The 14,071-nt window shown below is 68.0% G+C and carries 14 protein-coding genes; 10 read left to right on the plus strand and 4 right to left on the minus strand.

Going from position 1 to position 14,071, the window contains the following annotated elements; genetic code table 11:
* Nucleotides 1–209 precede the first annotated feature (209 nt).
* Nucleotides 210–902 carry an AIM24 family protein gene (locus tag ACKN61_RS09290; protein WP_408953239.1) on the plus strand — a complete coding sequence of 231 codons (693 nt, stop codon included), beginning with the start codon at nucleotides 210–212 and terminating at the stop codon, nucleotides 900–902.
* A 183-nt stretch (nucleotides 903–1,085) separates the two neighbouring features.
* Complete coding sequence (locus ACKN61_RS09295; protein WP_031370436.1) at nucleotides 1,086–1,313, plus strand: hypothetical protein; 228 nt, start codon at nucleotides 1,086–1,088, stop codon at nucleotides 1,311–1,313.
* Nucleotides 1,314–1,598: 285 nt separating this feature from the next.
* On the opposite strand, the gene tsf is transcribed toward ACKN61_RS09295, so the two are convergent.
* The 3 genes from tsf to ACKN61_RS09310 form a co-directional block, all read right to left on the minus strand.
* Nucleotides 1,599–2,480, minus strand: a complete 882-nt coding sequence (tsf, locus tag ACKN61_RS09300) for a translation elongation factor Ts (protein ID WP_031370437.1) — start codon at nucleotides 2,478–2,480, stop codon at nucleotides 1,599–1,601.
* 158 nt (nucleotides 2,481–2,638) lie between these two features.
* Nucleotides 2,639–3,496, minus strand: coding sequence for a 30S ribosomal protein S2 (gene rpsB / locus ACKN61_RS09305; RefSeq protein ID WP_031370438.1), 858 nt, complete (start codon nucleotides 3,494–3,496; stop codon nucleotides 2,639–2,641).
* A gap of 400 nt (nucleotides 3,497–3,896) precedes the next feature.
* Nucleotides 3,897–4,169 (minus strand): hypothetical protein, encoded by a 273-nt coding sequence (locus ACKN61_RS09310; protein WP_408953240.1) that lies wholly within the window; start codon nucleotides 4,167–4,169, stop codon nucleotides 3,897–3,899.
* Here ACKN61_RS09310 and map point away from each other — a divergent pair.
* The 7 genes from map to dapE all read left to right on the plus strand — a co-directional run bounded on the left by map (nucleotide 4,168) and on the right by dapE (nucleotide 11,115).
* Nucleotides 4,168–4,944 carry a type I methionyl aminopeptidase gene (map, locus tag ACKN61_RS09315; protein ID WP_031370439.1) on the plus strand — a complete coding sequence of 259 codons (777 nt, stop codon included), beginning with the start codon at nucleotides 4,168–4,170 and terminating at the stop codon, nucleotides 4,942–4,944. The two genes, ACKN61_RS09310 and map, sit on opposite strands and share 2 nt — an antisense overlap.
* Nucleotides 4,941–7,625 (plus strand): [protein-PII] uridylyltransferase, encoded by a 2,685-nt coding sequence (glnD, locus tag ACKN61_RS09320; RefSeq protein ID WP_408953241.1) that lies wholly within the window; start codon nucleotides 4,941–4,943, stop codon nucleotides 7,623–7,625. Before map ends, glnD begins: the two co-directional genes overlap by 4 nt.
* Nucleotides 7,601–8,515, plus strand: a complete 915-nt coding sequence (gene dapD, locus ACKN61_RS09325) for a 2,3,4,5-tetrahydropyridine-2,6-dicarboxylate N-succinyltransferase (RefSeq protein ID WP_408953781.1) — start codon at nucleotides 7,601–7,603, stop codon at nucleotides 8,513–8,515. The genes glnD and dapD overlap by 25 nt, the downstream gene beginning before the upstream one ends.
* Nucleotides 8,516–8,653: 138 nt before the next feature.
* Complete coding sequence (locus ACKN61_RS09330) at nucleotides 8,654–9,034, plus strand: hypothetical protein (RefSeq protein WP_408953242.1); 381 nt, start codon at nucleotides 8,654–8,656, stop codon at nucleotides 9,032–9,034.
* Entirely contained in the window at nucleotides 9,031–9,480 is a 450-nt protein-coding gene (locus tag ACKN61_RS09335; RefSeq protein ID WP_408953243.1) for a hypothetical protein, read from the plus strand. The genes ACKN61_RS09330 and ACKN61_RS09335 overlap by 4 nt, the downstream gene beginning before the upstream one ends.
* Nucleotides 9,481–9,598: 118 nt before the next feature.
* Nucleotides 9,599–9,958 carry a Spx/MgsR family RNA polymerase-binding regulatory protein gene (locus ACKN61_RS09340; protein ID WP_031370445.1) on the plus strand — a complete coding sequence of 120 codons (360 nt, stop codon included), beginning with the start codon at nucleotides 9,599–9,601 and terminating at the stop codon, nucleotides 9,956–9,958.
* The gene (dapE, locus tag ACKN61_RS09345) at nucleotides 9,955–11,115 is read left to right on the plus strand and encodes a succinyl-diaminopimelate desuccinylase (RefSeq protein ID WP_408953244.1); all 1,161 of its coding nucleotides are present in this window, start codon (nucleotides 9,955–9,957) and stop codon (nucleotides 11,113–11,115) included. Before ACKN61_RS09340 ends, dapE begins: the two co-directional genes overlap by 4 nt.
* A gap of 171 nt (nucleotides 11,116–11,286) precedes the next feature.
* On the opposite strand, the gene ACKN61_RS09350 is transcribed toward dapE, so the two are convergent.
* On the minus strand, nucleotides 11,287–13,707 hold the full coding sequence (locus ACKN61_RS09350) for a penicillin acylase family protein (protein ID WP_408953245.1): 2,421 nt from the start codon (nucleotides 13,705–13,707) through the stop codon (nucleotides 11,287–11,289).
* Between the two features lie 203 nt (nucleotides 13,708–13,910).
* Between ACKN61_RS09350 and ACKN61_RS09355 the strand changes: the two genes are divergently transcribed.
* On the plus strand, nucleotides 13,911–14,042 hold the full coding sequence (locus ACKN61_RS09355) for a hypothetical protein (RefSeq protein ID WP_408953246.1): 132 nt from the start codon (nucleotides 13,911–13,913) through the stop codon (nucleotides 14,040–14,042).
* The last annotated feature ends 29 nt before the right edge of the window (nucleotides 14,043–14,071 follow it).

Below are 14,071 nucleotides of genomic sequence, written 5' to 3' on the forward strand. Positions count from 1 at the left end.
GCCGAATTGTAGCCCAAGCGCCCACCCCCGGGTCGTGCGCAAACGGGCCTCCGGCGGTCGCGAGGGCCTTGCCGGCCGTGTTCGCCGCTACGAGCGCCCTCGTTCCGACACGGCGATCCCTTATGATCCCGCCGCCGGTCCAGATTGGAACCGCCGTATCGCGCCCGTGCCGTCCCGGCACGCGCCGCGCACCACCCAAGGAGATGGAAGTGTCGATCAAGAACCTCAACGAATTCCTCGAAGCCTCGAAGCAGAAGGACCTCAGTCAGGACGTGTTCGAGCTGGAAAGCTCGCACCTGCTCGAAGTCAAGCTCGACGGCCGGGTCTGGGCCAAGGCCGGCTCGATGGTGGCGTACCGCGGCGGCGTCAAGTTCGTGCGCCAGGGCGTGCTCGAGCAGGGCCTGAGCAATCTGCTGAAGAAGGCGATCAGCGGCGAAGGCACGCAGCTGATGAAGATGGAGGGCAAGGGCCGGGTCTACATCGCCGATGCCGGCAAGAAAATCACCCTGCTGCGCCTGGGCGGCGAGTCCATCTTCGTCAACGGCAACGACGTGCTGGCCTACGAGGACGGCATTTCGGCCGACATCAAGATGATGCGCAAGGTCTCGGGCATGATGTCCGGCGGCCTGTTCAACATCAAACTCAGCGGCAGCGGCGTGGTCGCGATCACCTCGCATTACGAACCGCTGACCCTGGCGGTGACCCCGGACCAGCCGGTGTTCACCGACCCGAACGCGACCGTCGCCTGGTCCGGCGGCCTCAGCCCCGACATCGTCACCGACATCTCCCTGGGCACCCTGTTCGGGCGCGGCTCGGGCGAGAGCGTGCAGCTCAAGTTCGCCGGCACCGGCTGGGTGGTGGTGCAGCCGTACGAAGAGGTGTATTTCCAGCAGGCCGGCTGAGTCGCCGCGGCAGCGTTCCCGCTGCCGCGACCGCCATGATCTGGCCCGCAAGCGCACGGCCGCGAGAGATCGCGGCCGTGTCGCGTCGGGGGTGGGGAATCTGACAGGTGTCGCAGGGACGCGGACGCGGCCGGACTATGATCGGCTCGGCGAATCGGTTCGCCTAACCCAGGAGGGGTTGCCATGACGTTTCGGAATACCGTGTGCGCGTTGGGCCTGTCGGGCCTGTTGCTGTTCCTGCCGGTGGCCCAGGCCGATCCGGCCGAGGGCTCGTTCCGCACCGAGACCACCTGCGAATACCAGGGCTGGGCCTACGAGATCGTGCTGACCAAGTACCGCTACACCGGCGGTCAGTGGGTGGTGATCTCGCAGAGTTCGCACTACGCCGAGTCCTGCCCGCCGATTGAGTGAGGCGGGGAATCGGGAATCGAACAGCGTAACCATCCCCGTCGTTGCCGCGAAGGTGAGGCCCGCTTCACTTCGGCGAAGCCGAACACCCAGCGACTTCAAGCGTTCTCGCCCGAAAGCCCTGGGTTCCCGCTTTCGCGGGAACGACGGGTGATGATTACGCTGTTCCCGATTCCCGATTCCCGATTCCCGATTCCCGATTCCCGACTCCCGACTCCCGACTCCCGCCCAAAGAAAAAGGCCGCGGAATCCGCGGCCTTTCTCGTACTGCCTCGAAGCGACGGTGGCTTACGCCAGGCCGGCCTGCTTCATGACTTCGGCAGCGAAGTCGTCGACCTGCTTCTCGATGCCTTCGCCGACGGCGATGCGCTGCATGCTGACCACGTCGGCGCCGGCGGCCTTGACCACCTGCTCGACGGTCTGGTCGGTGTTCAGCACGTAGGGCTGGCCGTACAGGGTGACTTCGTTGACGATCTTGGCGATCTTGCCGCCGATGATCTTCTCCAGGATGTCGGCCGGCTTGGACTTGTCCTTGTCGGACATCTTGGCCAGTTCGATTTCCTTTTCCTTCGCCACGAACTCGGCCGGGACGTCGCTGGCCTTGATGTGCGGCGGGTTCATCGCGGCAACGTGCATGGCCAGGCCGCGGGCCAGGTCGGCATCGCCGCCCTTGAGCTCGATCAGCACGCCGATGCGGCCGCCGTGGACGTAGGCCGCGACGTTGTTGGCGCTGTCGATCTGGATCAGGCGACGCACCTGCAGGTTCTCGCCGACCTTGGCGATGACGGCGGCGCGGGTTTCCTCGACGGTTTCGCCGGAAGCCAGCTTGACCGCCTTCAGCGCCTCGGCGTCGACGGCGCCCGAGCTCAGCGCGGCCTGGGCCACGGTCTCGGTGAAGGACAGGAAGTTGGCGTCCTTGGCGACGAAGTCGGTCTCGGAGTTGATCTCGACCAGCACGGCCTTGCCGCCGTCCTGGGCGACCGCGATGCGGCCTTCGGCAGCGACGCGGCCGGCCTTCTTATCGGCCTTGGCCAGGCCCGACTTGCGCAGCCACTCGGCCGCGGCGTCGATGTCGCCGTTGTTTTCGACGAGCGCCTTCTTGCACTCCATCATGCCGGCGCCGGTGCGCTCGCGGAGTTCCTTGACCAGGGAAGCGGAAATTTCAGCCATGGGGTTACCTCGGGTGTTCGATAAAGTCCGGGCAGGAGCGGCGTAAGCCGCGTTTCATCGCTGAGTGCGGCGATGCATCGCGGCTTACGCCGCTGCTACCCGGAGCGGATACGGGCAAGTGCAGCCGCGCAGTGTCGCGCGGCTGCATTACATGACGCTTACTCGGCGGCCGGAGCTTCGCCGTCGGCCTTCTTGGCGGCCGGGGCGGCAGCCGGAGCCGGGCCCTTCTTGGCCGGCGCGCGGCCGCGCGGAGCGGACTTGCGGTCGTCCTTGGCGGCGCCGTCTTCAGCGGCTTCGGCGAACTCTTCCTCGCGGACGCTGCCGACCTGCGGAGCGGCGGCCTTGCCTTCGAGCACGGCGTCGGCGGCGGCGCGGGCGTACAGCTGCACGGCGCGGATGGCGTCGTCGTTGCCCGGGATCGCGTAGTCGACCAGGGCCGGGTCGTAGTTGGTGTCGACGACGGCGATGACCGGGATGCCGAGCTTCTTGGCTTCCTTGATCGCGATGTCTTCATGGCCGATGTCGATCACGAACAGAGCGTCGGGCAGACGGTTCATGTCCTTGATGCCGCCCAGCGAGGCTTCCAGCTTGTCGCGCTCGCGACGCAGGCCCAGCACTTCGTGCTTGACCATCTTCTGGAAGGTGCCGTCGGTTTCGCCGGCTTCCAGTTCCTTCAGGCGCGAGACCGACTGCTTGACGGTGCGGAAGTTGGTCAGCGTGCCGCCCAGCCAGCGCTGGGTCATGTACGGCATGTTGCAGCGCTGGGCTTCTTCCTTGATCGAATCGCGCGCCGAACGCTTGGTGCCGATGAACAGGATGGTGCCGCGCTTCTGGGCGATGCCCGAGATGAAGTTCATCGCGTCGTTGAACAGCGGAACGGTCTTCTCGAGGTTGATGATGTGGATCTTGCCGCGGGCGCCGAAGATGTACGGGCCCATCTTGGGATTCCAGTAGCGCGTCTGGTGGCCGAAATGGACGCCGGCTTCCAGCATCTGACGCATGGTGATCTGAGGCATTGCGATAACTCCGAAGGCAAGGGAACCGACCGCCGGTTGAGTGATGGCGGCTCGCCGCGGACGCAGGTCCGTGGCGAAGGGTTCCGGGGTTGGGCCTCCCTGTCGCTTCCGTGTCCGAACCTGCGGAGCCGAGCTTGCGATCGGTCCCTCAGGCACCCCGGCACGGGCTGTGGCGGCAGGTGTGTATTCGTCGGTGACGCCCGACGTGGGCGGCGCGATTCGGTCCGGTGAAGCAGGTCGGTCCGGTCGCAGAGCCGCGGAAGTGTAACGGGGACGGGGGCTTGGGGCAAGTTGAGGGGGCTGGACCCGGGGTAAAGCGAGGGCAGGGCGGCCAAGCAGGCGCCAAGGCCGCTTTGGGGTTGCCCGGATTGCGTGGCTGCCGCCCTTGAGGCTCGCCATCTCAGCTCGGGCTGAGAAATTCGCCCGTCAGGGCCGACCGTCCCGGTTGCCTGGCTTTGGCCGGCTGCCCGAGCGGCGCCTCGGCTTGTGCGGACGCCGCCTGGCCTTCGCGCCCTGCGCGTGGTTGCAGCTCGCGCGTTCGCCGGCCGCCCTGTGCCGCGCGGTCCACCCTCGGGACGTGCGCACCGACCGCGCCGGCGATGGCACGCAGCGTCGCGTCGACGAGGCCTGCGACGCGTGAAGGGCGGCCCCGATTAAGCGATAATGCCGGCATGGCTATTTCCATCAAGACACCCGAAGACATCGAGAAGATGCGCGTCGCCGGCCGCCTGGCCGCCGAGGTGCTGCAGATCGTCGCTCCGTACGTGAAGCCGGGCGTCAGCACCGGCGAGCTGGACCGCATCTGCAACGAGCACATCGTCAACGTGCAGAAAGCGATACCGGCCAACGTCGGCTACAAGGGCTTTCCGAAGACCGTGTGCACTTCGGTCAACAACGTGATCTGCCACGGCATCCCGAGCGACAGCAAGATCCTCAAGGACGGCGACATCGTCAACATCGACGTCACCGTGATCAAGGACGGCTGGCACGGCGACACCAGCCGTATGTATTACGTCGGCACGCCCTCGGTCATGGCCAAGCGCCTGGTCGACGTGACCCGCGAAGCGATGTTCCGCGGCATCCGCCTGGTCAAGCCCGGCATCACCCTCGGCGACATCGGCCACGCCATCCAGACTTACGCCGAGGCCGAGCGCTTCAGCGTGGTGCGCGACTACTGCGGCCACGGCATCGGCCGCGTGTATCACGAAGACCCGCAGGTGCTGCACCACGGCCGGCCCGGCGAGGGCGTCAAGCTCGTGCCCGGCATGACCTTCACCATCGAGCCGATGATCAACGAAGGCACCTACCGCCATAAGACCCTGCCGGACGGCTGGACCGTGGTGACCAAGGACCGCAAGTTGTCGGCGCAGTGGGAGCACACCGTCGCGGTGACCGAGGACGGCGTCGAAATCCTGACCCGCGTGCCGGGCGACGACAACGACCTATGACCGGCCCCGTCGCCGGCGATCGGCCTGACGAACGATTGGCCGATCGGTCGTCGGCGCCCGATGCGGCGACGCCCGCGGCCGGCAGCCCGGCGGCGATCCGCGCTGCCTTGAGCGCGGTCGACGCCGCGCTCGCGCAGCGTTTCGACAGCGACCCCAATGCCGACATCGACCGCCTGCTGCGCGCGCGCGCCGACGCGGTCGATGCGCAGGTTCGTGCGGCCTGGCAGGCCTGCATCGACGAGGCCGCGCCGCTGGCGCTGTTCGCGGTCGGCGGCTACGGCCGCGGCGAGTTGTTCCCGCAGTCGGACATCGACTTGCTGGTGCTCGCCGACTCCGAAGCGCAGACCGCTCAGGCCGAACAACTCGGCTGTTTCTTCGCCTCGCTGTGGGACGCCGGCCTGCCGGTCGGCCACGCCGTGCGCTCTGCCGAGCAATGCACCGAAGCCGCGGCCGACCTGAGCGTATTGACCGCGATGCTGGAAGCGCGCCCGCTCGCCGCCGGCGCGGTCGCGCAGATGGCGCTGCAGGCGGCGATCTCGCCGTCGCAGGTGTGGCCGGCGCGCGAATTCTTCATCGCCAAGCGCGAAGAGCTGCGCTTGCGCCATGCCCGCTACGGCGACACCGCCGACAACCTCGAGCCCAACCTCAAGGAAGGGCCGGGCGGCATGCGCGACGTGCAGACCCTGCACTGGATGGCGCTGCGCATCATCGGTACCTCCGATCTGGAATCGCTGGTGTCGATCGGCCAACTGGGGCCGGACGAACTGACCACGCTGGAGCGCGAGCGCCGCACCTTGTCGCGCTTGCGCTTCGGCCTGCACTTGGTCGCGCGCAAGCGCGAAGAGCGGCTGCGTTTCGATTACCAGAAACTGCTCGCCGAACGCCTGGGCCATGTCGACAATGCCGACAACCTCGCCGTCGAGCAGATGATGCAGGGCTTCTATCGCAGCGCCGCCCTGGTGCTGCGCATCGGCGAGCGCCTGCTGCAGCGCTTCGAGGAGCAGATCGAAGGCGAGGCCGTGCCGGTGCCGCTGGACGGCGTGTTCGAAGCCTTCGAGTTGCGCCGCGACTACATCGCCGCCCGCGACGCCGAGTGGCCGCGCGATGCGTCCGAGGTGTTCGCCCTGTTCGCGGCCTGGGCCGCGCACGACGAGATCCGCGGCCTGCATTCGCAGACTGCGCGCGCGCTGGCTGAGGCGTTGTCGCAGGTACCGAGTTTCGTCCAGGCCGAGCCGGCGTTGCGCGAACGCTTCATCAAGATCCTGCGCGGCCCGCATCCGGTGCACGCGCTCGAACGCATGGCCCGCCTGGGCGTGCTGGGGCGCTGGATTCCGGCGTTCTCGAAAGTTTCCGGGCGCATGCAGTTCGACCTGTTCCACGTCTACACGGTCGACCAGCACACCCTGGCGGTGCTGCGCAATCTCGCCCGCTTCGCCTCGGGCGTGGCCGACGAACGCTTCAGCATCGCCCACGAAGTCTGGCCGCGCCTGCGCAAGCCGGAACTGTTGCTGCTCGCCGGGCTGTTCCACGACATCGCCAAGGGCCGCGGCGGCGATCATTCCGAACTCGGCGGCGACGACGCGCGCGTGTTCTGTTCGACCATGGGCCTGAGCGAGTCTGACACTGCCCTGGTCGAATGGCTGGTGCGTCAGCATCTGTTGATGTCGGTGACCGCGCAGAAGCAGGACATCGCCGACCCGGACGTGATCCATCGTTTCGCCACCAAGGTCGCCGATCGCGAACACCTCGATCATCTGTATCTGTTGACCTGCGCCGACATCGCCGGCACCTCGCCGAAGCTGTGGAACGCGTGGAAGGACCGGCTGCTCGCCGACCTTTACACCGCCACCCGCCTGGCCTTGCGGCGTGGGCTCGAACACCCGGTCGCCGGCGCCGAGCGCGCCGCCGAAACCCGCGAAGCCGCGCAGGCCATGCTGGCCGCGTTCGGCGCGCGCGACGACGAAATCGCCGCTTTGTTCGCGCGCATGCCCGAGATCGCCTTCCAACGCGGCCGTCCCGACCAGATCGCCTGGCAGGCGGCCTCGCTGCGCGGCATCGCGCTCGGCGACACCCGCGTGCGTGCGCGGCCGGTCAGCGCCCACGGCGGCGCCCATGCCGGCGCGCTCGAAGTGTTCGTACATTCGCCCGACCGCGACGGCCTGTTCGCGGCGATCGTCGCCACCCTCGACCGGCTCGGCCTGGCGATCCAGCAGGCGCGCGTGCTCGACGGCCCGCAAGGCGCGATCTTCGACACCTTCGAAGTGGTACCGACCGATCCGCGCCAGCCGCCGAGCGCCGAGGACGTCGAACGGCGCCTGGAGGCGACCCTGGCCGGCCCGCTCGAACGCATCAAGCCGGCGCGCCGCGCGCAACCGCGGCACCTGCGCCATTTCCGTATCGCCCCGCAGATCGTGTTCGCCTCGTTCAACAAGGACGAAGCCGCGAGCGCGCGCACCACCTTGAGCCTGGTCTGCACCGACCGCCCCGGCCTGCTGGCCGACGTCGCCCAGACTTTGCGAAAACAGCGCCTGCGCGTGTACGACGCGCGCATCGCCACCTTCGGCGAACGCGCCGAGGACGTATTCCAGATCACCGACGGGCGCGATCGCGCGCTCGACGAAACGCAACAGCAGGCCCTGCGCGACGCGCTGCTGGCCTGCCTCGAAGGAGACAGTCGATGAGCCCCGCCAAGAAGACCGCCAAGAAGACCGCACGCAAGAAGAGCAACGAAGTGCCGGGCATCGACGAGTTGAAGTTCATGATCGACAGCGCCTTCGAGCGCCGCAGCATGCTCACGCCCGACGAAATCGAAGGCTCGACCCGGCCCACCGTCGAGCGCGTCATCGCCGGCCTGGAGCAGGGCGAGTTCCGCGTCGCCGAACCCGACGGCAAGGGCGGCTGGAGCGTCAACGAGTGGCTGAAGAAAGCGGTGCTGCTGTACTTCCGCGTCAACGACATGCAGGTCGTCGAAGCCGACCCGGCGCCGTTCTGGGACAAGGTGCCGGCGCGCTTCGAAGGCTACGGCGAAGCCGATTTCCGCAAGCTCGGCGCGCGCGTCGTGCCCGGCGCGATCGCCCGCCGCGGCGCCTACATCGGCAAGGACGTGGTGCTGATGCCGAGCTTCGTCAACATCGGCGCGCACGTCGGCGAAGGCACCATGGTCGACACCTGGGCCACGGTCGGCTCCTGCGCCCAGATCGGCAAGCACTGCCACCTGTCGGGCGGCGCCGGCATCGGCGGCGTGCTCGAACCGCTGCAGGCTTCGCCGACCATCATCGAAGACCACTGTTTCATCGGCGCACGTTCGGAAGTGGTCGAGGGCTTCGTCGTCGGCCACCACAGCGTGATCGGCATGGGCGTGTTCCTCGGCCAGAGCACCCGCGTCTACAACCGCGCCACCGGCGAGATCAGCTACGGCCACGTGCCGCCGTACAGCGTGGTCGTGTCGGGCCAACTGCCGGCCAAGGACGGATCGCATTCGCTGTACTGCGCGGTCATCGTCAAGCAGGTCGACGCCAAGACGCGTTCGAAGACCAGCATCAACGATTTGCTGCGCGGGCTGGCCGATTGATTCGCGTCGCGTCGGGCCAACCTCAGCGCATCTCTTCGCGCGCGACCTTCTATTTCAAGTGGGTCGCGCCGATCGTTTGGCTGCTGTGGGGGGGGCGCGATCGCGGTGTCGTCGGCGTGGTTCAACGGTCTGTGGGGCATGCTGATCGTCTTCGGCGCGATGGCATTGGTCGCCGGCTTCGTATTCGGCATGGAATCCTGGCGCTTGGCCGACGAAGTGCACGACGCCGGAGATGTACTGATCGTGCGCAACGGCAGGCGTAAAGTCCGGATTCCCTTGCGCAGCATCGTCCAGGTCGATTGCAGCCGGCTGGGCCGGCCGACTACCTTGACCTTGTGGCTGGAAGTGCCGGACGCGTTCGCACGGCGGATCGTATTCGTCCCGGTGGGGCCTGCGCCGCTTTTCTTTGGTCGGCACTGGCTGGCCGAGCAGTTGCAATCGCGCATCCGCCACATGCAATCGGCGCGAATGGATGCGGTCACAATGAAATTGCATGCGGTCGATCCGGCAACGCCATGAAACGCATTTCACAGGCTACGTTCGTCTATAAGCGGTTATGGCCGATCTTGAACGTCGCAGTGTTCTCGATCGTTGTCTGGCAATTGAAATCGCCGCCGGTGTCGCCCCAGAACAATGGGATCTGGGTGCTGGGAGCGGTGTTCTTGGCCAGCGGTCTGGCGCAATTGCGGCTGATCTCGGGTTTGGTCGACGAGGTAGAGGACCTCGGCGACCGATTGCGTCTGCGCCGCGGCTCCATCGAAGAGACCGTGGCGCTCGCCGATGTCGAGGCTGTGAGGGTCAATTATTGGTTGCGCCCGAATCGGGCGATTTTGGCGCTGCGGCGGCCTGGCAAGTTCGGTTCGCGAGTCGCCTTTTTGCCGCGCAGCAATGGGCCATTGGGCGATTTCGGCGAGAACGCCGTGGTCGCAGATCTGGCACGGCGGATCGAGCGGGACGCGACTTGAATACCCTCTTCGTGGTCGGGCGGCCACGAGCGGACGCGGCGATCCCGACTTAGTCTTACACTGAAAGCTTAGCGGCGGTCCGACTGCAGGCCGCGCCGCAATTGAGAGATCGCACTTCATGACCACTCTTTACGGACTCAACAACTGCGACACCTGCAAGAAAGCCCGCAAGTGGCTGGACCGCTTCGGCGTCGCCCACACCTTCGTCGATTATCGCGATAACCGGCAGGCGCCGGAGACGCTGGTCGAGTGGAAGAACCAGGTCGGCGGCTGGGAGTCGCTGATCAACAAGTCTTCGACCACTTGGCGCACCTTGGCGCCGAACCGCAAGGAGCCGGCCTCGGATGCGGAGTGGAAGTTGCTGCTGAAGGAATACCCGCAGCTGATCCGTCGCCCGCTGGTGGTGACCGACGACGGCAAGGTCAGCCAGGGCTTCAGCGACAACGGCTTCAAGCAGCGCTTCGGGGTCGGTTCGTGAGTGCGGCCTCGTCGAGCGGGGCCTCGTCGAGTGCCGTACTCGATCTGACCCTGGCGCTGATCGCACGGCCCTCGGTCACGCCCGACGACCTTGGTTGCCAGGCGCTGATCGCCGAACGCCTGCGCCGCGCCGGTTTCGTCTGCGAGCACCTGCGCTACGGCGAGGTCGACAATCTGTGGGCGGTGCACGGCGACGGCGAAGGCCCGACCCTGGTCCTGCTCGGCCATACCGACGTGGTGCCTTCGGGCCCGGTCGATGCCTGGTCCAGCGATCCCTATCTGCCGGAGATCCGCGACGGCGTGCTGTACGGCCGCGGCGCCGCCGACATGAAGGGCAGCGTGGCCGCGTTCGTGGTGGCGCTGGAGGACTTCGTCGCCGCACATCCGCAGCATCGCGGGCGTGTCGCCCTGTTGCTGACCTCGGACGAAGAAGGCGATGCGATCGACGGCGTGCGCCGCGTCGCCGAGGCCTTCCGCGAGCGCGGCGAGCGCATCGACTGGTGCGTGACCGGCGAGCCCTCGTCCACCGCCAAGCTCGGCGATCTGCTGCGCGTGGGCCGTCGCGGCACCTTGTCGGCGACTTTGAAGGTGATCGGCGTGCAGGGCCATGTCGCCTATCCGGACAAGGCGCGCAACCCGATCCACCAGGCCATGCCGGCCTTGTCCGAACTCGCTGCGCGGCGTTGGGACGAGGGTTACGAAACCTTCCCGCCGACCTCGCTGCAGATCAGCAATATCCACGCCGGCACCGGCGCCAACAACGTGATCCCGGGCGAACTGCAGGTGCTGTTCAACCTGCGCTACAACCCGAGCTGGAATGCCGAACGCCTGGAGCAGCAGTGCGAAGACGTGCTGCGCGCGCACGGCCTGGAGTACGAATTGCGCTGGTTCCGCGGCGGCGAGCCGTTCTACACCCCGGAAGGCCCGCTGCGCGCGGCGGCGCGCGAGGTGCTGGCGCGGTTCTCCGGCGGCGTGCCCGAGGAAAGCACCGGCGGCGGCACCTCGGATGCGCGTTTCATCGCGCCGCTGGGCGCGCAGTGCATCGAGATCGGCCCGGTCAATGCCAGCATCCACAAGGTCGACGAGAACGTCCTGGTCGCCGACCTGGAGGCGTTGCCGGATCTGTATCGGGCGCTGATCGAGCGCTTGTTGGTCTGACCGGGCACGAAGCCGCGGCGCTTGAACGCGTCGTCGGCTAACGGTTGCGGCCGCGGCAATCGTGGTTTCGCGGTCGCGGTTCGCGCCGCTCCTACCCAGGAGCGACGTCGCAAAGGGTAGGAGCGGCGCAAGCCGCGACCGCGGGGTTCCGGGGCGCCGCGAACGCCGCAATCACCGCAGCGGCTTCACCGTCAAGGTATGCCGCGCCGGCCCCGGCAGGAACGGCGTCGGCCGACCATGCACCCAATCGTCGTGGCCCGCGCCCCAGAACGGCGATAGCGGGTGGCCGCTCTGGCCGCCGGGCATGTGGATGATGCCGTCGGCCTCGTGGCCGGGCGACACCACCATGCGTTCGGAGGCGCCGAAATCCGGGCGCTGCACGCGCGGCATCGCCGAGTCGCCGGGCAGTTCGTCGAAGGGCATGCATAGGGCGCGCTTGGCGAAGCCGGGCAGGGCCGAGGCGAGCGGGTGGCAGATCGAGGCGGTGTTGTGTTCGCCCCAACGCTGCTCGGCTAATCGCGTCGCCGCATCCGGGCCGGGCGTTACCGCGAATTCCTTGAGCACGTCCTCGGCTGAATGCTCCAGCAATTCGTCCCAGGAACGTTCGCTGCGCGGCAGCAGGTGATCCGGCCGTTGCGTCAGCAGCGGCCACACCACGCCTTCGAGTTGCTTCAGCTCGGGCATTTCGAAGCGTTCGCCGAGCGCGGCGCGCACCGGTGCGGTCAGGCCGTTGGCGACGCGCGTGTGCACGGCGCGGCGCCAGTTGCGGACGATGCGGTAACTCACCGAATCCGGCACGGAGCGGCCTTCCCAACGACGTGCCGCTGCGGCCAGGGTCGCCAGCGCAGGGCTGGCATTGCCGGCTTGGTCGACGCGGGCGGCCTGATCCTGCAGCAGCTTCCACCAGCGCTGCAGGAACAACGCGCGGTCGTCGAGCTGGATAGCGAGCAAGTCGCGTTCGTTGAAGCGCTGCTTGGCGAACAGGCCGTCGCGGATCTGTCCGGCGCGCGCACCGAGCACGTAGTTGCCGTCGCCGATGCGCTCGTACTCGAGACCGTCGAGCGTGCGCGTGTTGGCGGTCCACAGGCGGCCCGACGGCGGCGCGACCAACTGCGGCGCGTCCTGCGTCTGCAGGCTCCAGGGCGGGCAGTCGGCGGCGCTGCGTTGCTTGCCGTCGACGAGGTCGTTCTCGACCAGGGTCGCGGTGGAGCATTCTTCGTCGCGTTCCGGAATGGGCCCGAGCAGACGCCAGGCGATCTTGCCCTGGCGGTCGCCGAGCACCAGGTTCTGCACCGGCATGGCGACGCCGCGGGCGAGTTGCATCGCTTCGTCGACCGATTGCGCACGGCTCAGGTCGGCCAGGCCCATGTTGAGCGAACCCGGCAGGTGCGCGGCCCAGCGCAGGGCTAGCGCGCTGCCGTCGGGGTTGTCGTGCAGCAGCGGGCCCCAGGCGGTCTCGCGCACCGTCAGCTTGCTCGCCGGCCCGCCTTTGACCGCGATGAGTTCCTCGTGGATGCGCAGGCCCGCGCAGGTCGCGGCCTTGGCGTCGCCGGCGCAGCCGGGCTCGCGCGACCAGTCGGCCCAGTCGCCGTAGCTGTTGGTGAAGGCCCAGGCGACATGGCCGTTGCTGCCGACCACCAGCGCCGGCAGGCCGGGAAGGGTGAAGCCGCTGGCGTCGATGCGGCCGCCGGGCACGCGCGGGTCGGCGTAGCGCAGGCGCGCACGGAACCACAGATTGGGCGCACGCAGGCCCAGGTGCATGTCGTCGGCGACGATCGCGCGACGGTCGGCGGTCAGGCTGCCGGCGACGGCGAAGTTGTTGCTGCCGATCTCGTCGGGGAACGGCAGTTGCATCACGCCGCCGGAGGCCGGCGTCGGCAGCTTGCGCAGATCGACCTGGTCGGCGCCCGGCAGTTCGGCGTCGCCGAACGGCGCGCCGAACAGCGGCGCGTCCCAGCGGCTGCCGTTGTGGGTGATCAAGGCGTACAAGGCCGGCGGCAGGTGCGGACGCATGCGCCAGTAAGCGAGGTCGCGGGCGTTGCTCGCGTCCTGCAGATCGAAGTACATGGCATAACCGACCAGGGCCGAATCCGACAACTTCCAGGGTTCGGGTTCGGCGCGCAGCAACAGATAGGGCCAGGGCTTGCGCGACAAGCCGCCGAGGCCGGCGTTGATGCCGTCGGCATAGGCCTGCAACAACGCAGTCTTGTCGCCGGCGAACGACGCGAGTTGCGCTTCGACCCGGCCGCGCAGGCGGTGCACGCGGTGACGGCGGTCGTAATCGAGGGCGCGGGCGCCGAACAGCGCCGACAGTTCGCCGGCGGCCGTGCGTCGCAGCAGGTCCATCTCGAAATAACGTTCCTGGCCGTGGACGTAGCCCAGCGCGCGCATCGCATCGGTCTGGTTGGCGGCGTCGACGGTGACCACGCCGAGCGCGTCGCGCTGGATCGTGACCGGGGCCGACAGGCCCGGCAGGGCGAGTTCGCCGTCCAGGCGGGGCAGGCTGCCGCGCAACAACCACCAGGCCGCGACGGCGCCGAGCAACGACAGGCAAAGCAGCGCGAGCAAGCCGCGCTTGATCCATTTGGCCATGATTTCCTCCGCCGCCGAGCTTAGCCGAAGTCCGCGACCGCGCCTTGGCCGTGTCGCATCGACTGGCGCCGGCACCGGCCCGGTCTCGCAGGAGGGTTGGACGCCCGAACCGCGACCGCGGTCGCGCCGCCCGGCCATGTTGCGGAATTCGGAGTTTGCATCCGGCGCTTGCATCCGGCGCGATCCTCAAGCAGGATCGGGTCATGACCGCCGTCTTCGCCACCGCCGCCCGCAGCCACGCCGCCCTCCGCGGCCTCGCGCGCCCGGCCGCGGCCGACGTGCGGGTCAACAACAATAATCGCAATAACGCCAGCCTCCCGCGGGCCGGCGATTAGCGCGCGCAACACACGCTCAATCGCTCAGG

The sequence above is a fragment of the Lysobacter sp. Hz25 genome (genome assembly GCF_046097045.1).
Classification (GTDB): Bacteria; Pseudomonadota; Gammaproteobacteria; order Xanthomonadales; family Xanthomonadaceae; genus Lysobacter; species Lysobacter antibioticus_B.

Bases quoted from the DNA above. Each gene is read 5' to 3' on its own strand.
- ACKN61_RS09295 (WP_031370436.1), top strand. From the start codon at position 1,086: ATGACGTTTCGGAATACCGTGTGCGCGTTGGGCCTGTCGGGCCTGTTG.
- tsf (WP_031370437.1), bottom strand. From the start codon at position 2,480: ATGGCTGAAATTTCCGCTTCCCTGGTCAAGGAACTCCGCGAGCGCACC.
- rpsB (WP_031370438.1), bottom strand. From the start codon at position 3,496: ATGCCTCAGATCACCATGCGTCAGATGCTGGAAGCCGGCGTCCATTTC.
- map (WP_031370439.1), top strand. From the start codon at position 4,168: ATGGCTATTTCCATCAAGACACCCGAAGACATCGAGAAGATGCGCGTC.
- ACKN61_RS09310 (WP_408953240.1), bottom strand. From the start codon at position 4,169: ATGCCGGCATTATCGCTTAATCGGGGCCGCCCTTCACGCGTCGCAGGC.
- glnD (WP_408953241.1), top strand. From the start codon at position 4,941: ATGACCGGCCCCGTCGCCGGCGATCGGCCTGACGAACGATTGGCCGAT.
- ACKN61_RS09330 (WP_408953242.1), top strand. From the start codon at position 8,654: ATGCTGATCGTCTTCGGCGCGATGGCATTGGTCGCCGGCTTCGTATTC.
- ACKN61_RS09335 (WP_408953243.1), top strand. From the start codon at position 9,031: ATGAAACGCATTTCACAGGCTACGTTCGTCTATAAGCGGTTATGGCCG.
- ACKN61_RS09340 (WP_031370445.1), top strand. From the start codon at position 9,599: ATGACCACTCTTTACGGACTCAACAACTGCGACACCTGCAAGAAAGCC.
- ACKN61_RS09350 (WP_408953245.1), bottom strand. From the start codon at position 13,707: ATGGCCAAATGGATCAAGCGCGGCTTGCTCGCGCTGCTTTGCCTGTCG.
- ACKN61_RS09355 (WP_408953246.1), top strand. From the start codon at position 13,911: ATGACCGCCGTCTTCGCCACCGCCGCCCGCAGCCACGCCGCCCTCCGC.